This window comes from Bradyrhizobium sp. IAR9 (genome assembly GCF_013408065.1).
Classification (GTDB): Bacteria; Pseudomonadota; Alphaproteobacteria; order Rhizobiales; family Xanthobacteraceae; genus Bradyrhizobium.
The window spans coordinates 224,787-243,149 of the sequence record NZ_JACBZW010000001.1; the positions used below are offsets into that span (position 1 = coordinate 224,787).

Sequence of the window (18,363 nt, forward strand, 5' to 3'; positions counted from 1 at the left end):
GACTGCCCTACTCCTCCGGCAATCCCAGCATCAGCCGCATGTTCTGCACGGCTGCGCCCGAGGCGCCCTTGCCGAGATTGTCGAGCCGGGCGACCAGCACGGCCTGGTGATATTTGTCGCTGGCGAAGACGTAGAGCTCGAGCATGTTGGTCTCGTTGAGCGCCTCCGGCTCGATCCGGCCGCCCTTTGAGGCCTCGTTCTGCAGCGGCATCACCGAAACGTATTTCGAGCCGACGTAACGCTTGGCGAGCGCAGCCTGCAGATCGGCACCGCCGGGCTTGCCGGGCAGCGTGTCGAGTTGCAGCGGCACCGAGACCAGCATGCCCTGCCGGTAGTTGCCGACCGAGGGAATGAAGATCGGCCGCCGCGTCAGGTTCGAATAGAGCTGCATCTCCGGCAGATGCTTGTGCTCGAAGCCGAGGCCGTAGAGCTCGAAGGATGGCGCGCTGCCGTCCTCGAAGCTCGCGATCATCGACTTGCCGCCGCCGGAATAGCCGCTCACCGCGTTGACGGTGACGGGATAATCGGGCGGCAACAGGCCGGCATCGACGATGGGCCGCAGCAGCGCGATCGCGCCGGTCGGATAGCATCCGGGATTGGAGACTTTCTTCGCCGCCTTGATCTTGCCGGCCTGGTCCGGCGTCAGCTCGGGAAAACCGTAGGCCCAGTCGGGCGCGACCCGGTACGCGGTCGAGGCGTCCAGCACCTTCGGGCCCGCAGCGCCCATGCTGTCGACCAGCGCGACCGTCTCCTTGGCGGCATCGTCGGGCAGGCAGAGGATGACGAGGTCCACCTCCTCCATCAGCGCCTTCTTGGCCGCGGGGTCCTTGCGCTTGTCGTCGGCGATCGTCTTCACGACGACGTCGTTCTGGAGCTTCAGCCGCTCGTTGATGCCGAGCCCGGTGGTGCCGGAGCCGCCATCGACGAAGACGGTCGCGGGCTTGGTGGCAGCACCCTTCGGGGCCTGTTTGGTGTCAGCGAGGCTCATGATGCGCTCCCTTCGAGCATGTTCGTGTCGTCTGCAAAAACCTGCGGCCTTGCCTGCCGCATCAAATCTGAGATCTGCTTGGCGTCGGCATCGCCGGCGCTGAGCGCATTGGCGATCGCCGCATAGTCGGCGTCCGATTTGTGCTGGTTGAGCTTGAAGTTGCCTTCGACCTCCTCAACCGTCATCACCAGACCCACGATCGCCTTCTTCATCGTCTCGAGCCGTCCAGCCGTCATCTTGTCCGATGTCCACGGCTTCTTCGGCAGCAGCCAGTTCTCGAACTTGTCGCTGAGCGTGGCGATCTGCACCGCCAGCTCGTCGTCAGACAACATCCGCACCGGCCCGCTCAGATGCACCGACTGGTAGAGCCAGGTCGGCACCTGGTCCGGCGAGACGTACCAGTCCGGCGATACATAGGCATCGGGGCCATTGACCGCGAGCAGCCAGGACGCTGCGCCGTCCGCAAGCTTTAGCAGCGGATTGTGACGGGCGACATGAAAGGCGGCCTGCGGCGTGCCGTCGGCGGCATAGGTCAAATAGAACGGCAGCGGGGAAGCGACCGGTTTCTTGCCGTCAAAGGCGCACATGGTGCCGAAGCCGCGCTCTTCGGCGAACTTCAGGCTTGCGGCGCGGTCCTGCTTGAAAAAGGGTGGCGTGTACATCGTGGTCTCCTGCTGGGCCTCCTTGGGGGGCCGCCGGATCAGATCGCGCTGACAGGAGAGAGAGTGCCGCGGATCGGATCCAGCGGCAAAGACGATGATCTCAAACGCGATCGACCGCCCAAACCGCTAAAGAGCGGCGGCGGCGACGGGCGAACAGGATGGTCGCGGCGTTGATCATGGCGCGCGGCTATAAGGCCAGATCGGGTTTCCGTCAAGGTTTCGGCGTCAGATGACCCGCCAGATCCATTCCATGATCTTGGCGAGCACGTCGCCGAACATCAGGAGCACGGCCGACCAGATCAGGGCCGAGACGAAATTGGCGGCCTGGAAGCTCCAATAGGGCATCTCGAAGATGCCGGCCGCGAGCGGCACCGAGGCGCGCAAGGGCCCGAAGAAGCGGCCGATGAAGATGCTGGGGATGCCCCAGCTGCGCACGAAAGCCTCGCCCCTGGGCAGGAGTTCCGGATAGCGCGAGAGCGGCCACATCTGGGCGACCTTCTCCTTGTAGCGGTAGCCGAACCAGTAGGAAACCCAGTCGCCGAGCGCGGCGCCGAGGCCGCCGGCGATCCAGACCGGATAGAAGCTGATCCCGCTCGCCCCGATCAACGCACCGATCGCGACCAGCGCGCCCCAGGCCGGGACCAGCAGCGAGATGAACGCGAGCGATTCCCCGAAGGCGAGCACGAACACGATCGGGGCCGCCCAGGCCTGGTGAGCGCGCACGAATTCGGCCAGGGCGTGCGCATACTGCTCCATCAAAAAAAGCCTTCCCGCCCCGTCTCAAGGTGCTGCTCGATGAAAAAGACTGGTAAGCCAAGGGCTTGTGTGACATCAAGTCACAAAACTCGCCTCGCCGCAGACCGGCCGGTCAAATTGCCGGGAATTACAGGGCCAGCGGCGTAAAATCGCCGGGATTGGCTCCCAACGACACCGCCGGGTCCGCCCCGCGGTAACCTTTCCAAGTCAGAAGTGGCATAGTCGGCCTAACCGATTCGCCGCTTATGCGGCCCTCAAAGCGTATCAAGATATATGTCCAAGCAGTTGAAACCCAAAGCAAAAGACGATTTTTTTGGCGGCGACGAGCCGAAAACCCGGGCGCCTGCCAAGGCGGCTTCGCGCGGAACCGGCGGGGAAGCCGACTACACCGCAGCCGACATCGAGGTGCTCGAAGGCCTGGAACCGGTGCGGCGCCGGCCCGGCATGTATATCGGCGGCACCGACGAGAAGGCGCTGCATCATCTGTTCGCCGAGGTCATCGACAACTCGATGGACGAGGCGCTGGCGGGACATGCGACCTTCATCGGCGTCGAGCTCTCCGCGGATGGTTTCCTGACCGTCACCGACAACGGCCGCGGCATCCCGATCGATCCGCATCCAAAATTCCCGAAGAAGTCGGCGCTCGAAGTCATCATGTGCACGCTGCATTCGGGCGGCAAATTCGACTCCAAGGTCTACGAGACCTCCGGCGGCTTGCACGGCGTCGGCATCTCCGTGGTGAACGCCCTCTCCTCGCTGCTCGAGGTCGAGGTCGCGCGCAGCCAGAAGCTCTACCGCATGACGTTCGAGCGCGGACACCCCAAGGGCAAGCTCGAGGATCTCGGCAAGATCAACAACCGCCGCGGCACGCGCGTCCGCTTCAAGCCCGATACCGACATCTTCGGCGCCAAGGCTGCGTTCAAGCCGCAGCGCCTGTTCAAGATGACGCGCTCGAAGGCGTATCTGTTCGGCGGCGTCGAGATCCGCTGGAATTGCGCGCCCGAGCTGCTCAAGGGCGTCGAGGACGTCCCGGCGGAGGCGACGTTCCACTTCCCCGGCGGCCTCAAGGATTATCTGGCGGCAGCAATTCACGCCGACACGCTGGTGCACCCGGATATCTTCTCCGGCAAGTCCGGCCGCAATGGCGCGCATGGCGCCTGCGAATGGGCGGTGGCCTGGACCGCAGATGCCGACGGCTTCCTCTCTTCCTATACCAACACCGTCCCGACACCCGACGGCGGCACGCACGAATCCGGCCTGCGTAGCGCGCTGCTGCGCGGCCTGAAGGATCATGCCGAGCGCGTCGGCCAGGGCAAGCGCGCCTCGTCCATTACGTCGGAAGACGTGATGGTCGGTGCCGCCGTGATGCTCTCGGTGTTCGTGCGCGAGCCCGAATTCCAGGGCCAGACCAAGGATCGTCTCGCCACCGCGGAGGCGCAGCGCATCGTCGAGCAGGCGATGAAGGATCCGTTCGATCACTGGCTCTCGGGCAATCCGAACATGGCCAACAGGCTGCTCGATTTCGTGATCGACCGCGCCGAAGAGCGGCTGCGGCGGCGGCAGGAGAAAGAGACCGCGCGGAAAACCGCCGGCAAGAAGCTGCGCCTGCCCGGCAAGCTCGCCGACTGCACCGACGCCGGCACCGAAGGCTCCGAGCTCTTCATCGTCGAAGGCGACTCGGCCGGCGGCAGCGCCAAGCAGGCGCGCGACCGCAAGACCCAGGCCGTGCTGCCACTGCGCGGCAAGATCCTCAACGTCGCATCGGCCGGCAAGGACAAGCTGACGGCCAACGCCCAGCTCTCCGATCTCGTGCAGGCGATCGGCTGCGGCCAGCTCCTGCAATACCGCGAAGAGGATCTGCGCTATCAGCGCATCATCATCATGACCGACGCCGACGTCGACGGCGCACACATCGCTTCGCTGCTGATCACCTTCTTCTATCGGCAGATGCCGCGGCTGATCGACGAAGGGCACCTCTTCCTCGCGGTGCCGCCGCTCTACAAGCTCACGCACGGCACCAAGTCGGTCTACGCGCGCGACGACAAGCACAAGGAAGAGCTGATCAAGAGCGCGTTCAACGCCAACGCCAAGGTCGAGGTGAACCGTTTCAAAGGCCTCGGCGAGATGATGCCGGCGCAGCTCAAGGAGACCACCATGGATCCGAGCAAGCGCACGCTGCTCAAGGTGGTGCTGCTCGCCGACGATCGCGACACCACGGCGGATTCGGTGGAACGACTGATGGGCACCAAGGCCGAGGCGCGCTTCGCGTTCATCTCGGACAAGGCGGAATTTGCCAGCGAAGAGCTGCTGGACGTTTGAGTCCTCGGCGCTGTGGCGCTTCATCGAGAGCCCCGGCGACAAGCCGGGGCTCTTTTGCTTTGCGGGGGCGATGACGTCGCTGCGGTCCGGATGGCTTTGAGCGATTCCCGGCACCATCGTTGCGACTCGGCCAGCGACTCACGGCGCTCAGGCGGAGGCACGACTGCCTCCATTTCGGACAAGGCGGGATTTGCTAACGAAACCTTACCCGAGGTTGAATTCCAAAAATCTCAGTAAGGCTTTGAATTTATGGGGTTATTCCAGATCTCGACAACCGCGACCGAAATGCCCGCGTATCGGCGTTTTCCGGCGACTGTGCCTGCCCGGCAACAGCATTCCGGCGGGAAACGTCTATAGTCCGGACATCAGATGACACGAACTTCAGTGCGCTCGCGCTGCTACACAGACCAAGGTTGGGGATTTTTATCATGAAGAAGGTTTTGCTCGCTCTGACCGCGGTTGCCGCGATGACCGGTTCGGCCTCGGCGGCCGATCTCGGTGCCCGTCCCTACGTGAAGGCCCCGATGCCGGCGCCCGTCGCCAACTGGACTGGTTTCTACGTCTTCGGCGGCGGCGGCGGCGGCCTCTCCAATGCCGACCAGCACGTCCAGACCACCGTTGGTGCGGTTCCGCTGACGATCGATCAGCGTCAGGGCGGCTCCGGTTGGTTCGGCACCGTCGGCGCCGGTTACGACTGGCAGTTCAGCGGCACCTGGGTCGCCGGTGTGTTCGCTGACGGCCAGTTCGGCAGCATCCGCGCCACCATCCAGGATCCGATCGTCGGCATCACCGGCAACCAGAAGCTGGAAACCTCCTGGGCCGCGGGCGTGCGCCTCGGCTGGCTGGTCGCCCCGAACGTTCTCTCCTACGTCAACGGCGGTTACTCGGGCGCCCACTTCGGCCAGACCAACTTCACCACGCTGGGCGGCACCCCGGCCGGCATCCACCTCAACAGCTACAACCGCAACGGCTGGTTCGTCGGCGGCGGTGTCGAGAACAGCCTGAACATCTTCGGCGTCTCTTCGCCCGGCTGGTTCATGAAGACCGAGTATCGTTCGGCCTTCTACAACGCCAAGACCTCGAACGAGCTCTTCGACGGTACCAACGCGCTGGTCGGCCGCGACATCCGCGCCAACAGCTGGAACCAGACGATCTCGACCTCGCTGGTCTACCGCTTCAACTGGACCGGTCCGGTCGTCGCGAAGTACTGATCCGAACGCAAGTTCAGACGTCAAAGCCCCGGCATCGCCGGGGCTTTTTCGTTATGGGGCTCCCCTCGCGCGCTAGCCTGCAGCAGATCCGCCCGGGCGCGGAATCGCATCACAATCCGCAACCAGCGCGGCCAAGATAGCTGCGGCCGGAATCATTCCTGCCCCGGACATGCGTCCTGCTGCGGCCCTGCATCGGCGGCCATTGTATCTGAACTGAAGCTACGGCTAGTCTGGTGCCAAGCTTTCCTGACCGTGGCGATTGATGCCGCGGGTCGCGACGGAAGCGGACCGACGGGGAGGAATGCATGCGCAGATTTCTGCTTGTAGCAGGCCTGTTTGCCCTCGCCGTCGGGCTGCTCTGGATTGGACAGGGCACGGGTACGGTTCCGTGGCCGCGATCGAGCTTCATGGTCGACCAGCTGCATTGGGCCGGCTATGGCGCCGCCATGGCCGGCTTCGGGCTGGTGCTGATCTGGCAGAGCAATCAATAAAAGAAACCAGGGAATACAAGCATGACATCCAGCCGGTTCGAGCTCCGCGGCAAGGTCGCGGTCGTAACAGGAGGTAATGGCGGCATCGGGCTCGGCATGGCGCGCGGCCTTGCCGATGCCGGCGCCGACATCGCCGTGGTCGGCCGCAACGAAGCCAAGTCCAAAGCAGCGGTCGAAGATCTCAGGCAGCGCGGCGTCAAGGCGATCGCAGTTGCGACCGATGTCACCGACAGGGCCGCGATCGAAGCCATGATCGCGCGCGTGGTGAAGGATCTCGGCCGCATCGACATCCTCGTCAACAATGCCGGCATGAGCATCCGCAAGCCGCCGCACGAGCTCGAGCTCGACGAGTGGAACAAGGTGATCGACACCAACCTCACCAGCGCCTTCCTGTGCTCGAAGCTCGCTTATCCGGCCTTGAAGGCGTCAGGAAACGGCAAGGTGATCAACATCGGCTCGATGATGTCGATCTTCGGTGCGAGCTTCGCCACCGCCTACGCGGCAAGCAAGGGCGGCATCGTGCAGTACACGCGTGCCTGCGCCAATGCCTGGGCGCCCGACAACATCCAGGTCAATGCGATCCTGCCGGGCTGGATCGATACCGACCTCACCCGCGGCGCGCGGCAGCAGGTATCGGGATTGCACGAGCGGGTGCTGGCGCGCACGCCTGCGGGGCGCTGGGGCGACATCGACGATTTCGCCGGCATCGCCGTGTTCCTGGCCTCGCCCGCATCGAACTTCGTCACGGGCACCGCGATCCCCGTCGATGGCGGCTTCTCGGTGATGGCCTGAGGCCACACCTTCCGGCCATTCAGCAACGCAAAAAAGAAGCCCCGGACAAGTCCGGGGCTTTTGAATTTATGCAGTGCTTTTTTTGATCGTTGGTCGCGTTGCGTCGTCGACGTGCTCAGTAACGGGCAATGACCGGTGCGTCGAACTTGTAGCTCGCGCGCACGACGGCCCATTGGATGTCGCGCGGCTTGGCGTCGAAGGTGTAATTCCCCGAGGTGCCGCCGAGCTGATAGGTCTGGCTGCCGAAGGCCGCGTAATTGTATTCGAGGCCGACTATCCAGTTGCGGGTGACGCCGTATTCCCAGCCCGCGCCGACAGTCCAGCCGTTGGCCCAGTGGGTCTGTCCGCCCGAGCCCGACACACCGACGGTGTCGCTGACCGACAGACGGTTGTTCGCGCCGGCATAGCCGCCCTTGACGTAGAAGAGGTTGTTCTGCACGGCGAAGCCGGCGCGGCCGACCACGGTCGCGAGCACGTTGGTGCGCCAGGAGAACACGTCGTCGCCCGCACCGAACGCGGTGTTGGTGAACGAGCCCTTGTTGTCGAGACCGGAGATCGTGCCTTCCATGCCGAACACGTAGTTGTTGGCCTGCCAGTTGTAGCCGATCTGGGCGCCGCCCATGATGCCCGCGCTGCGCTGACGATAGCCCTCGCCCGGGACGAGATCGCCGAACGGCGCACCGATCCCATTGTTGATGAACTGCTGGTTGGTCCAGGCGCCGCCGATGTGGCCGCCGACATAGAAGCCGGTCCAGTTGAACAGCGGCTCGACATAAGCGGGCGCCTTCGCGTAGCGCGCGCCGAGATCGGCGGCAGAGGCCACGCCCGTCGAAACCAGAGCGGTCGTGCAGGCGAAGGCGGCAATCAATTTGTTACGCATGGTACAACCCCGTGTCCTTTGATGGACGCACGGTCACAGACGGGTGTTACTAAAATTCGAATCAACAGAGTTAACGTGGCGGATGGGCACGCGCAGGTCCGTGAATCCGTTGGCGCTGTTGCACGCCCGCAACGCCACATGCGCGATTTAACGCGAAATTATCCCTGCCGAACTCCTGCGCTACGATGCCGGCGCGGCTTTCGAATGCACGTGCTCGGGCCGCACGCCGAGCGCAAGCAGGCGCGCCGGGATGCCCTGCAGCCATGGCAGCGCAGTGATGAGACGCACGATCAGCGGCACCTTGAGCGGCCTATCGCTCCCCTGCAAGGCGCCGCTGATGATGTTGTTCTGCACGATCACCTGCATGCGCTGCGTCATCTTCACCGGGAACTCGCGGCGACGGCGCACGGCATCGAGATCGCTCTCTGACGGGCAGCCGTGCTGCATCTTGTCTGCCAGCAGATTGGCGGTTGCGACTGCATCCTGCACGGCGAGATTGACACCGACTCCGCCGACCGGAGACATCGCATGCGCGGCATCGCCAATGCAAAGCAGACCCGGCCGCGTCCAGCGCGCCATGCGGTTGATCGCGACGGTCAGCAGCTTGACGTCGTCGAAGCTTTTCACGTCGGCGATGCCGGAGCGAAGGATCGGCGCCATGCGCACGACGTCGTCGAGCAGCGCCTGCAGTCCCCTCGCCTTCACCGCCTCATGCTGTCCCTTGGCGATGACATAGGCGCACTGCCAATAGTCGCCGCGGTCGAAAGTGATCATCATCTTGCCGGGCTCGACGCGCGCGAACACGCTTTCCGTCTCGTCGGCCTTGCGGCCGGCGCGGAACCACAGCACGTCCATCGGCGCGCCGATTTCCTCGACGACGAGGCCGGCGCGCTCGCGCACCGTCGAATGCCGGCCGTCGCAGGCGATGGTGAGATCGGCTTCGATGTCGATGATGCCGTCGGGCGTTTTCGCCCGCACGCCGGCGATCGTCTCGCCGCGGCGGATCAGATCGACCGCCTCAGTGCTCATCATCACCTCGAGCGAGGCGAAGCGCCGGCCGGCCTCGCGCAGGAAATTCAGAAAGTCCCATTGCGGCATGAAGGCGATGAAGGGGTATTTGGTGTGGAGCCGGCTGAGATCGGCGATGCGCACCGGTGTGCCGCCGAACAGGCCGTCCATCTTCTGTAGGCGCTGGTGCGGCAGCTTCAGGAAGCCGTCGATCAGACCGAGCTCGTCCATCACCTGAAGCGTCGAGGGATGCACGGTGTCGCCGCGGAAATCGCGGAAGAAGTCGGCATGCTTCTCCAGCACCGCGACTTCGATGCCGGCGCGCCCCAGGAGATAGCCGAGCATCATGCCAGCCGGCCCGCCTCCGACGATGCAGCAGCGGACTTTTTTCGTGCGGTTCGGTTGTTGGTCGGATGTCATTGCAGCCACGATCCGCGATGCGAGTCTCGATCAAGATATGGCGGGCAATGTAACGCCGATTCCGGTCGAATGGCGCTTGAATTTGGCTGTGCGATCTCCAACGCCGGCCGCTCAGATCGCACCAATCCTTGCGATCCGGGAATAAGCGGCCCCCTGCTGTTATCAGCAGATAAGACCCTGAAGGGCATCAAAGGCCCGCACCGCGCGGGCCCTTTCATGGACGGAAGCCAAACTATTTCTGATCCTCATTGCTGGTCCCGGTGCCGGGACTGCCGATCGGCAACCCGTTCGGTGCATGACCGACACCTGCGTTCCGTCCAGCTTGCGCGGCCGCTGGCGAGGTGCCGTTTGCAGTCGGGGACTGAACGTTCGGATTGTTCAGGCCGGTGTTGGTGTTGATGTTCGCCCCGGTGGTGGTGCCATGAACCCCCATTCCCGAAGGAGCCGACGGCCCCGAATTGGCGCTGCTGGATGAGGTACCCATTCCGGCACCTGAGCTGGCCGCAGATCCCGCGCCGCCGGTCCCTGTACCGGCCGCGGCACTGCCACCGCCAGCAGCACCACCGCCGCCTCCGCCAGCACCGCCGCCACCCTGAGCAAAAGCGGTCGTCGAAAGCGCAGCGCATGCGAAAGCTACGAGGATGGACTTGCGGATCATGAATCGTCTCCCTGGTTTGGTGGACAATCCATGTGACCAAGGAGTTGTTCCGTCGCCTGGGTGAACACGGGTCCGCCGTCCTTGGGAAACGCCCACAATCCCGCCGTGTATTGGTCCCCTCGGGGGCCTAGACGTACCAAGTCACCGCCCAATCTCCTTGAGCAAGGCACGGCGTTTGTCGTGAAGTTCGCGGAGATATTGCTTATTCGAACGCTGCGTCTCCTGCCACTCGATGCGACCTTCAGCGGTCCAAAGGAAGGACTCGCGTTCGAAGCGAGCTATCTCGGCCTCATCGAACTCCTTATAAAGCTTGATATCACGCTCCACCTCTTCCAGTTGTTCCTGGATCGTTTTTGGCATCAGCCGTTCCCCCGGCCTAGCCTCCAGCCTGATCCAGTCTTCGGCTCAAATTACGGGGTTAGCAACAGAGGTTTGCTCGGTTCGGTGAGCTCACGCATTGATTAAAGGCTATTGCGTAAGATTTTCTGTATTTTGCCGGATCCGAGCCTCGCTGCGAGAAATCCGCTCCCTCGGGTCACCACCCTGCTTTGACGGCCGCGCTCCGGCCAGCGAACGCCGTCAATCACTACTGCCGGTTCGCACTCCGAAAGCTCTTGATCTCCGAGACGCTGCCGTCGCGATAAGTCAGCTCCACCGAGACGGACTGCGTGGCGGGCGCAAGCTTCATGTAGAGCGGCATGCCGGCGGTGATCGCACTGGGGTCGCGCATGTCGCAAGCAGGCATCTTCAGCACCTGGTTGGGCACGGCAGTGTCGATGCCGATGCGCACCTCGCGGATGGCGCAGCGATAGGACACGAGGTGCGTGTAGTAGACCAGCAGCCCGTTGAACTCGCGGAACGACAGCCAGCTCGTCGACGTCATGTCGAGGATCTTGCGCTGGTCGCGGATCAGCGCGGCCTCGGGATCGAACCGGATCGGGAACGGCCCCTTCATGTCGCCGGATTGATCGACATAGCGGACCTCGATGGTGCCGGCCGCAGCGTCCGGCGGCAATTCGATCGACGGGTTAGGCATCCGCTTGCGCGTGCGCGGATCGAGCGTGTCGATGAAGCCGGTCTCGCGGAAATCGCCCTTGCCGGCCATGCGCCAGGAAATGCCGAGCGTCGGGTCGGCGAACGAGAACACCACGCTCCAGCCGCCATTGTGCCGCGAGAAGCTCGCGATCGGCGCGTTGAGGGTCTCCTCCTTCGGCATTTGCGGCACTGACACCGGCGGCAGCGCCGCGAGCTTCTGCCGCGGCGGATCAGCTGGCCGCGCGACGGCATCCTTCGCCATGCCGCTGAGGAAGACGTCGTCGACCATCTGGTCGAAATAGACCGGCACCTGCCTGTGCTTGACGCTATCGGCCATCTCGCTGACGGCACGGCGGGTGCGCTGCGCCACCTGCACGAGGTTCTCGCCGGGCTGCAGCAACTCCTTGGCGAAGGTGCGCGTGAACACCGAATTGGGATTGGCGTCGTCGTTGGAGAGGCGGTCGAGCGCGGTCTGGCGGGGACCTGCCGAAAACACCGAGAACACGCCTTCAGGCAGCTGCACCATCGGAGCAAGCCCGCCGCCACCGGCCACCGCGCGGGTGCCCTTGCGCTCGAACGGGTTGTTGCGGCAGGCATCGAACACCAGGATCGAGGTCCGCGCCTTCTTGTTCTGGAGGCGCTCGACGATTCGGTCGGCCAGGATCGATGCGTCACGCACCAGCTCTTCCTGCCCTTCGGTCGCTGCCGGCACGTCCGTCGGCAGCAGGTAGTTCTGGCCCGCGATCTCGAAGCCGTGGCCGGCGTAGAAGAAGAACGCGGTATCGCCCGGCTCGATCGCCTTGTCGAAGGCGAGCAGGGTCTCGGAGAATTGCTGCCGGCTCTGGTTCTCTGCGACCATCACCGAGAAGCCGAGCTGCTTCAGCGTATCGCCCATGGTGCGGGCGTCGTTGACCGCCTTGAGCAGCTTCGGCACGTTCCTGTAGTCGTTATTACCAATGACGAGCGCGACGCGCTTCTCGGCATAGGCGGGAGCTACGAAGCCGCTCAGGCCCGTCGCCAGGCCAAGGGCCGCCAGAATTCCGAAAAGCCGACGCGTCATCGCAAAATTCCCGTTGCAGAACGGCGCCACGCCGCTTCCCTCGAACAGCAGTTCATTGGATCCCCTGCCGCTGTGTGATAGTCGGCCCAGACGTAACGAGGGTTCAAGGGCCCGGGTCCCGGTTCCACGATCTGCCTATGGCAGATTGCGCTGGAATCTGCTTTTTCTTTGGCATCAGGCAAACGCGCTCGAAGCGAGGGGGCTGCCGTGTATCGCTGGTGTACCGACGAAGTCGAGCCGCACGATCGCTTCGATTATTGGCGCGAGGTGCGCTCCAAGGGATTGTTCGGCGTCACCGCCGAACTCGAGCGCGAACGGCGCGCGGACTTTTTCGGCGAATTCTCGCTGCGCCAGCTGGGCGGCGCCGGCCTCGTCGAGCTGAAGGCCTCGCAATATACGGTCGAACGCAGCAGCTCCGACATCGCCTACGCACCCGGCGACAGCATCTGCGTCTACCAGCAACTCGGCAGCGGCGGCTGGTTCGGCGGCATGCGCGGAAACGACTTCGCGATCGCCCCGGGCAGTTTCGCCACCAGCCATACTGACCTGCCTTACCGCACGGCGCCGCTGGGCGCCGGGGGATTCCATTTGCGGATCCTGAAGATTCCGGTCAGCGGCATCCCGGCGCAGGACAAACGCATGCGCGAGCTTGCGCCCCGGACGTTCAGCGATCCCACCCTGGCGCCCCTGCTCGGGGCCTGCTTTGCCGAGCTCGGCGAAGCCTCCGCGGATCAGGGCGCCAGCGATGCGACCTCCCTCGTTCAGGCTTTGGCCCATCTGGCGCTGATCGAGCGCGGCATCGTCAGGCCCGGCAGCCGGCGCGGACAGGCCGCGCTGCGGACGGCCCGTCTCTCGCGGGCCCGGCGCCTGATCGCGGGCCACCTGCAAAACCCGGATCTGGCGCCGACGATGGTGGCCGACGAGCTCGGCGTGTCGGTGCGCCACCTGCACATGCTGTTCGAGACCGCGGCGAAGAGCTTCTCGCAGACCGTGACGGACGAGCGCCTGAAACAGAGCCGCCGCCTGATGCGTGAGGCACCGGAGCGGCTGATCGCCGACATCGCGACCTCCTGCGGCTTCGAGAGCCTGGCGACCTACTACCGGGTCTTCAATGCCGCCTATGGCATGGCCCCGGGTGACTTCCGGGCGCAGGGCTCGGATAGGGGTTAGCCGTCGTTTTGGCGGCTCCGGCCGGAGCGCGGGGCTGGGCGGAAAAACCCCAGTTGCACCCGCTATTTGGTAAAAACCTCAGGTTTTTTAGGACCTTCCCGCGCCCGCTCCATTGACTTTGGCCGATTCCCGCCTATGTTCCGGGGCGACGCGGCTCAGATCGAAGACCGATTCCTGAGCCTGGCGCTTTGTTCGCGTGAGTCAGCACCCCCAGCTTCTTTGAGAGCGCGCCGTTTCGGGGTGGAACGCGACAGCCTTATTACCCTCGATTCCGAACGGCGGTTTCGACCAGAGGCTCAATGTCCTTTTCAGATCTCGGACTGTCCGAAAAAGTCCTCGCCGCAGTGGCGGCCACCGGTTACACCACCCCCACCCCCATTCAGGAACAGGCGATCCCCCACGTCCTCGCACGCAAGGACGTGCTCGGCATCGCCCAGACCGGCACCGGCAAGACCGCGGCCTTCGTGCTGCCGATGCTCACCATCCTCGAAAAGGGCCGGGCCCGGGCGCGGATGCCGCGCACCCTGATCCTCGAGCCGACCCGTGAGCTCGCGGCCCAGGTCAAGGAAAACTTCGACCGCTACGGCGCCGGCCAGAAACTCAACGTCGCGCTACTGATCGGCGGCGTTTCCTTCGGTGACCAGGATGCCAAGCTGACGCGCGGCGTCGACGTGCTGATCGCCACCCCCGGCCGCCTGCTCGACCATACCGAGCGCGGCGGCTTGCTCCTCACCGGGGTCGAGCTGCTCGTCATCGACGAAGCCGATCGCATGCTGGACATGGGCTTCATCCCCGACATCGAACGCGTCTGCAAGCTCGTCCCGTTCACGCGACAGACCCTGTTCTTCACTGCGACCATGCCGCCGGAAATCCGGCGCATCACCGAAGCCTTCCTGCACAATCCGCAGAAGGTCGAAGTGTCCAAGCCTGCCACGACTGCCGTGACGGTCACGCAGTCGCAGGTGCCCGCGGGACGCGAGGCGCACGAGAAGCGCGAGTTGCTTCGCCGCCTGCTGCGCGAGGCCAAGGACCTCAAGAACGCGATCATCTTCTGCAATCGCAAGCGCGAAGTCGCCATCGTTCACAAATCGCTCCAGAAGCATGGTTTCAGCGTCGGCGCACTGCACGGCGACATGGACCAGCCGGCCCGCATGGCGGCGCTCGAACAGTTCCGCAAGGGTGAGCTCCCCCTCCTCGTCGCCTCGGACGTTGCCGCCCGCGGCCTCGACATTCCCGAGGTCAGCCACGTCTTCAATTTCGACGTCCCCCACCATCCCGATGACTACGTCCATCGCGTCGGCCGCACCGGCCGCGCCGGCCGCACCGGCACCGCGATCTCGATCGTGACGCCGCTCGACCAGAAGTCGATGGTGGCCATCGAGAAGCTGATCGGCCAGAGCATTCCGCGCGCCGAAGGCGACTTTGAAATCCACGCCGAAGCCTCCGATGGGGCCGAGCGTCCGCGCGAGTCGCGTGGCCGCGAACGTTCACGCGGCGGACGCGGCAAGCCGCAGCGCGGCCGTGATCGTGAGCGCAGCCATGAGCCGCGCGAGGCCCGTGGCGAAACGCGACATGCTTCCGAAGCAAAGAGTTCTTCGGAGGCAAGACAGCCCGCTGAAGCAAGGCATCGTTCCGACGACAAGCGCAGGGCCGAGCCGCGTCACGACGCGCGACAGCAGTCCAATAATTCGCATGTGCCGTCGATCGGCCGTCCCGAGCCCCGCCGTCAGCGCGAGGCCGACAGCGAGCCGGGCGATCACTCGCATTTGCCGGCGTTTCTGCTGCGGCCGGTTCGCTCCTCCCCCGCCGGGGCCTGAGGCGCGAGGCGCCCCAGGTTTCGGTTGAGCAAAGCCGCCGCACAATTTTTTAGATGCATTCGTGAACGTATATTTACGGGGTGTTCACGATCGTCCGTTAGCCTACGAACATAATTTAAGCATTGCTGCGGTCGACGGCGCATCGACCGCTGTGGGGTATGTTCCGTGGTCAAGGTTCTCGATGAACACGAACGCACGATGGCGTTCGCCGAGGTAGCGCTCGGGCAGATCCGATCGCTGCGGCAGACGGCAATTCCCCGCAATTATGAGATTTGGTACGTCTACGCCACCGGCTACAACGCGCCGCTCAACAAGATCGTCAACGAGACGCTGGCGCGCAGCGGCAAGCTGACTGAAGCCGATCTTGAGCAGATCTACGAGACCTATCTCTCCCACATCAAGACCACCGATCGCATCGACAAGGTCGGCGCGCGCGTCATCGGCGAGATCGACGACGTGATGAAGGTGTTGAGCGATGCACTCGGCATGACCGGCTCCTACGATGCCAGCCTGTCGGGAGCCACCGAGAAACTGGCGTCGGCCAAGAGCCGCGAGCAGATCAAGGCGATCGTCGAGACGCTGCTGCGTTCGACCAGCGAGATGCGCGAGACCAACAAGACGCTGGAAGACCGGCTGACGCTGTCGAAGAACGAGATCAGCAATCTCCAGCAGAGCCTGGAGGCGATCCGCGCCGAGAGCCTGACCGATCCGCTCACGGGCCTTGGCAACCGCAAATATTTCGACCGCATGATCGACATGGCGGTGCAGAGCGCCCTCGCCTCGGGCGAGCCGCTGTCGCTGCTGCTGTTCGACATCGATCATTTCAAGTCGTTCAACGATTCCTACGGCCATCTCACCGGCGACCAGGTGCTGCGGCTCGTCGGTCTGTCGCTGAAGCAGACCATCAAGGGCCAGGACATCACCGCGCGCTATGGCGGCGAGGAATTCGCGGTCGTGCTGCCCAACACCGCACTGCGTCAGGCTCTCACGGTGGCCGACCATATCCGCCGCGCGGTGATGGCGAAGGAATTGAAGAAGAAGTCCACCGGCGAGATCCTCGGCCGCGTCACCATCTCCGTCGGCGTCTCCATGCTCAAGCCGGGCGACGACACCGACGCGCTGATCGAGCGTGCGGATGCCTGCCTCTACGCCGCCAAGCGCAACGGCCGCAACCGCGTGATCTGCGAAGCCGATCCGGAATACGCGGTCGAAACCCACAGCCGGGTGGCGTAGATTTTCAAAGAGCTGCCGTAGGGTGGGCAAAGGCGCGTGAGCGCCGTACCCACGATCTCGGCATGATTATTTCGAACCGTGGGCACGCTTCGCTTTGCCCACCCTACAGCATCGCCGCTTGACATTATTCCGTGGCGAACAAAATCTGACAAGACAACATTGGCCGTCTGCACCCGAGCCCCCAAAGGACTTGTCGTCGTGCCCAATCCCCATGATTTTCACACGCCGCAATCGTCCTACACCAGGGATGAGCTGCTGAGATCGAGCGACGGCGGCTATTTCGGCCCCGGCAATGCGCAATTGCCCGCGCCGCCGATGCTGATGATGGACCGCATCACGGAAATCAGCCTGGACGGCGGCGAATTCGGCAAGGGCCATATCGTCGGCGAGCTGGACATCGCGCCCGACCACTGGTTCTTCGATGCCCATTATTGCGGTGACGCGATGATGCCGCCGACGCTCGCACTGGACGCCATGTGGCAGATGGTGGGCTATTGGCTCGGCTGGTCGGGCTCACCGGGCAAGGGCCGCGCCATCGGCGTCGGCGAAGTCGAGTGCACGGGCACCGTCACGCCGGAGACGCGATGCGTGCGTTACGAGGTAGCCATGAGGATGGTCAGGCGCGGCAAGCTGGTGCTCGGGATAGCCGACGGCCGCGTGCTCGCCGACGGCATCTGCATGTTTACGGCGAAGGACATGAGGGTCGGCCTGACCAAGGCCGCAGACTGAGCTCTCGTAGGGTGGGCATAGGCGCGCACAGCGCCGCGCCCACGATCTGCGCATGATTATTTCGAACGGTGGGCACGCTTCGCTTTGCCCACCCTACGGACCGTCTTCTTGACTGGCTTCTTTGCCAACCGCTTCTTGGCAACGGACTTCTTCGATGCAACCTTCTTCGGCCGCGTCTTCACCTTGGCGCGCTGGGCGGCGGCGAGCGCCGCCCTCGCCCATTGCGCGAGCTCGGCGGAATCGTCGAACAGGCGCGCCGGCAGCTCCCAATAGGAGTTGACCACCACGGTCTTGGCGCGGGTCGAATATTGAAACGGTTTTGAGCCTTCGGCTTCAAAGTCCGGGATCGTCACCTCGTCTGCGCGCAAGAACAGGCCGGCACGCAGTGACAGCGCGAAGTTGATGCCGTCGGCGGAGATGCCGTAGCCGGAGAACATTTTTCGGATGGTGACGGGGCCGAAATCGGCGAACAGGTCGATCAGGAATTCGCGGTCCATGGCCCAACTAACTCCCTAGTGTCGTCCCTGCGAACGCAGCGACCCCAGCGCGAGCGCTTCGCGCTCGTCGCGATAATCACAGGGAGGAGTTTAGCGAAGACTGTTAGTCGTGCCAGCTCCGGTACTGGCACCTTCCGCTCAAGATAGATCCACGCGGTATGGGTCCCCGCGTTCGCGGGGACGACAGCGGAGTGCTTGGCGTGAGCCGGGCCTACCCGTCGATCTTGGCCGGCCGCAGCTCGACCGACTCGCCGCAGCCGCAGGCGGAGATCTGGTTCGGATTGTTGAAGACGAACTGGGCCTGCATCTTGTCGGCCTTGTAGTCCATCTCGGTGCCCAGCAGGAACAGCACGGCCTTGGGATCGACCAGGATCTTGACGCCCTTGTCCTCGACGACCTCGTCGGTCGGGCGGACGTCGTGGGCGTATTCGACCGTGTATGACTGGCCGGCGCAGCCGCCGTTTTTCACGCCAACGCGCAAGCCCACGATCTCGGAATCGGCGCGCTGGGTCAGCTCGGTGATGCGCTGGGCAGCAGCGTCCGTCAGCCGCATCACCTGCGGGCGCGGCCGCCGGGGCTTTGGAGTGGATGCTGGTGTCGCCTGGGTCATCTTATCTATCTGGTCCGTTGCGGAGCA

General features: G+C 64.1%; 18 protein-coding genes. 8 read left to right on the top strand and 10 right to left on the bottom strand.

Translation table 11 applies throughout. The features are described from left to right. Positions 1–7: 7 nt before the first annotated feature. From argC to GGD67_RS01065, 3 genes are all read right to left on the bottom strand, one after another. Complete coding sequence (argC, locus tag GGD67_RS01055; protein WP_179730566.1) at positions 8–988, bottom strand: N-acetyl-gamma-glutamyl-phosphate reductase; 981 nt, start codon at positions 986–988, stop codon at positions 8–10. Continuing rightward, a complete protein-coding gene (locus GGD67_RS01060) occupies positions 985–1,650 on the bottom strand; it encodes an FMN-binding negative transcriptional regulator (protein WP_179730567.1) in 666 nt (221 codons plus the stop codon). Before GGD67_RS01060 ends, argC begins: the two co-directional genes overlap by 4 nt. Before the next feature lie 225 nt (positions 1,651–1,875). Then, complete coding sequence (locus GGD67_RS01065; RefSeq protein ID WP_018323051.1) at positions 1,876–2,406, bottom strand: DedA family protein; 531 nt, start codon at positions 2,404–2,406, stop codon at positions 1,876–1,878. A gap of 273 nt (positions 2,407–2,679) precedes the next feature. Here GGD67_RS01065 and parE point away from each other — a divergent pair, with 273 nt between their 5' ends. The 4 genes from parE (at position 2,680) to GGD67_RS01085 (ending at position 7,219) form a co-directional block, all read left to right on the top strand. Beyond that, positions 2,680–4,725 carry a DNA topoisomerase IV subunit B gene (parE, locus tag GGD67_RS01070; RefSeq protein WP_179730568.1) on the top strand — a complete coding sequence of 682 codons (2,046 nt, stop codon included), beginning with the start codon at positions 2,680–2,682 and terminating at the stop codon, positions 4,723–4,725. Between the two features lie 428 nt (positions 4,726–5,153). Beyond that, positions 5,154–5,936, top strand: coding sequence for an outer membrane protein (locus GGD67_RS01075; RefSeq protein ID WP_018323049.1), 783 nt, complete (start codon positions 5,154–5,156; stop codon positions 5,934–5,936). Positions 5,937–6,241: 305 nt separating this feature from the next. Further along, positions 6,242–6,427 carry a hypothetical protein gene (locus tag GGD67_RS01080; protein ID WP_179730569.1) on the top strand — a complete coding sequence of 62 codons (186 nt, stop codon included), beginning with the start codon at positions 6,242–6,244 and terminating at the stop codon, positions 6,425–6,427. A gap of 21 nt (positions 6,428–6,448) precedes the next feature. After that, positions 6,449–7,219 carry an SDR family NAD(P)-dependent oxidoreductase gene (locus tag GGD67_RS01085; protein ID WP_018323047.1) on the top strand — a complete coding sequence of 257 codons (771 nt, stop codon included), beginning with the start codon at positions 6,449–6,451 and terminating at the stop codon, positions 7,217–7,219. Positions 7,220–7,334: 115 nt separating this feature from the next. On the opposite strand, the gene GGD67_RS01090 is transcribed toward GGD67_RS01085, so the two are convergent. From GGD67_RS01090 to GGD67_RS01110, 5 genes are all read right to left on the bottom strand, one after another. Beyond that, complete coding sequence (locus GGD67_RS01090) at positions 7,335–8,099, bottom strand: outer membrane protein (protein ID WP_018323046.1); 765 nt, start codon at positions 8,097–8,099, stop codon at positions 7,335–7,337. Between the two features lie 180 nt (positions 8,100–8,279). Further along, positions 8,280–9,527, bottom strand: a complete 1,248-nt coding sequence (locus tag GGD67_RS01095) for an FAD-dependent oxidoreductase (protein WP_179730570.1) — start codon at positions 9,525–9,527, stop codon at positions 8,280–8,282. A gap of 232 nt (positions 9,528–9,759) precedes the next feature. Beyond that, positions 9,760–10,185: a hypothetical protein gene (locus tag GGD67_RS01100; protein WP_179730571.1), complete on the bottom strand. Its 426-nt coding sequence runs from the start codon at positions 10,183–10,185 to the stop codon at positions 9,760–9,762. 141 nt (positions 10,186–10,326) lie between these two features. Continuing rightward, a complete protein-coding gene (locus GGD67_RS01105) occupies positions 10,327–10,545 on the bottom strand; it encodes a hypothetical protein (RefSeq protein WP_179730572.1) in 219 nt (72 codons plus the stop codon). Positions 10,546–10,771: 226 nt separating this feature from the next. After that, a complete protein-coding gene (locus GGD67_RS01110; protein ID WP_179730573.1) occupies positions 10,772–12,280 on the bottom strand; it encodes a caspase family protein in 1,509 nt (502 codons plus the stop codon). Between the two features lie 207 nt (positions 12,281–12,487). On the opposite strand from GGD67_RS01110, the gene GGD67_RS01115 reads away from it, so the two are divergent. The 4 genes from GGD67_RS01115 to fabA all read left to right on the top strand — a co-directional run bounded on the left by GGD67_RS01115 (position 12,488) and on the right by fabA (position 17,229). Continuing rightward, positions 12,488–13,450, top strand: coding sequence for a helix-turn-helix domain-containing protein (locus GGD67_RS01115; protein ID WP_179730574.1), 963 nt, complete (start codon positions 12,488–12,490; stop codon positions 13,448–13,450). Positions 13,451–13,749: 299 nt separating this feature from the next. After that, positions 13,750–15,267 carry a DEAD/DEAH box helicase gene (locus GGD67_RS01120; RefSeq protein ID WP_092258561.1) on the top strand — a complete coding sequence of 506 codons (1,518 nt, stop codon included), beginning with the start codon at positions 13,750–13,752 and terminating at the stop codon, positions 15,265–15,267. Positions 15,268–15,432: 165 nt separating this feature from the next. After that, positions 15,433–16,500 carry a GGDEF domain-containing protein gene (locus tag GGD67_RS01125; protein WP_179730575.1) on the top strand — a complete coding sequence of 356 codons (1,068 nt, stop codon included), beginning with the start codon at positions 15,433–15,435 and terminating at the stop codon, positions 16,498–16,500. A gap of 198 nt (positions 16,501–16,698) precedes the next feature. Further along, complete coding sequence (gene fabA / locus GGD67_RS01130; RefSeq protein ID WP_179730576.1) at positions 16,699–17,229, top strand: bifunctional 3-hydroxydecanoyl-ACP dehydratase/trans-2-decenoyl-ACP isomerase; 531 nt, start codon at positions 16,699–16,701, stop codon at positions 17,227–17,229. 56 nt (positions 17,230–17,285) lie between these two features. Here the strand turns inward: fabA and GGD67_RS01135 are convergent, their stop codons facing one another. Continuing rightward, positions 17,286–17,726 carry a TfoX/Sxy family protein gene (locus GGD67_RS01135; protein ID WP_092258570.1) on the bottom strand — a complete coding sequence of 147 codons (441 nt, stop codon included), beginning with the start codon at positions 17,724–17,726 and terminating at the stop codon, positions 17,286–17,288. A gap of 211 nt (positions 17,727–17,937) precedes the next feature. Next, a complete protein-coding gene (locus tag GGD67_RS01140) occupies positions 17,938–18,336 on the bottom strand; it encodes an iron-sulfur cluster assembly accessory protein (protein ID WP_018323036.1) in 399 nt (132 codons plus the stop codon). Between the last annotated feature and the right edge of the window lie 27 nt (positions 18,337–18,363).

What these genes read in the sequence shown, in the direction of transcription:
- argC (WP_179730566.1), bottom strand. Translation starts at nt 988, where the DNA reads ATGAGCCTCGCTGACACCAAACAGGCCCCGAAGGGTGCTGCCACCAAG.
- GGD67_RS01060 (WP_179730567.1), bottom strand. Translation starts at nt 1,650, where the DNA reads ATGTACACGCCACCCTTTTTCAAGCAGGACCGCGCCGCAAGCCTGAAG.
- GGD67_RS01065 (WP_018323051.1), bottom strand. Translation starts at nt 2,406, where the DNA reads ATGGAGCAGTATGCGCACGCCCTGGCCGAATTCGTGCGCGCTCACCAG.
- parE (WP_179730568.1), top strand. Translation starts at nt 2,680, where the DNA reads ATGTCCAAGCAGTTGAAACCCAAAGCAAAAGACGATTTTTTTGGCGGC.
- GGD67_RS01075 (WP_018323049.1), top strand. Translation starts at nt 5,154, where the DNA reads ATGAAGAAGGTTTTGCTCGCTCTGACCGCGGTTGCCGCGATGACCGGT.
- GGD67_RS01080 (WP_179730569.1), top strand. Translation starts at nt 6,242, where the DNA reads ATGCGCAGATTTCTGCTTGTAGCAGGCCTGTTTGCCCTCGCCGTCGGG.
- GGD67_RS01085 (WP_018323047.1), top strand. Translation starts at nt 6,449, where the DNA reads ATGACATCCAGCCGGTTCGAGCTCCGCGGCAAGGTCGCGGTCGTAACA.
- GGD67_RS01090 (WP_018323046.1), bottom strand. Translation starts at nt 8,099, where the DNA reads ATGCGTAACAAATTGATTGCCGCCTTCGCCTGCACGACCGCTCTGGTT.
- GGD67_RS01095 (WP_179730570.1), bottom strand. Translation starts at nt 9,527, where the DNA reads ATGACATCCGACCAACAACCGAACCGCACGAAAAAAGTCCGCTGCTGC.
- GGD67_RS01100 (WP_179730571.1), bottom strand. Translation starts at nt 10,185, where the DNA reads ATGATCCGCAAGTCCATCCTCGTAGCTTTCGCATGCGCTGCGCTTTCG.
- GGD67_RS01105 (WP_179730572.1), bottom strand. Translation starts at nt 10,545, where the DNA reads ATGCCAAAAACGATCCAGGAACAACTGGAAGAGGTGGAGCGTGATATC.
- GGD67_RS01110 (WP_179730573.1), bottom strand. Translation starts at nt 12,280, where the DNA reads ATGACGCGTCGGCTTTTCGGAATTCTGGCGGCCCTTGGCCTGGCGACG.
- GGD67_RS01120 (WP_092258561.1), top strand. Translation starts at nt 13,750, where the DNA reads ATGTCCTTTTCAGATCTCGGACTGTCCGAAAAAGTCCTCGCCGCAGTG.
- GGD67_RS01135 (WP_092258570.1), bottom strand. Translation starts at nt 17,726, where the DNA reads ATGGACCGCGAATTCCTGATCGACCTGTTCGCCGATTTCGGCCCCGTC.
- GGD67_RS01140 (WP_018323036.1), bottom strand. Translation starts at nt 18,336, where the DNA reads ATGACCCAGGCGACACCAGCATCCACTCCAAAGCCCCGGCGGCCGCGC.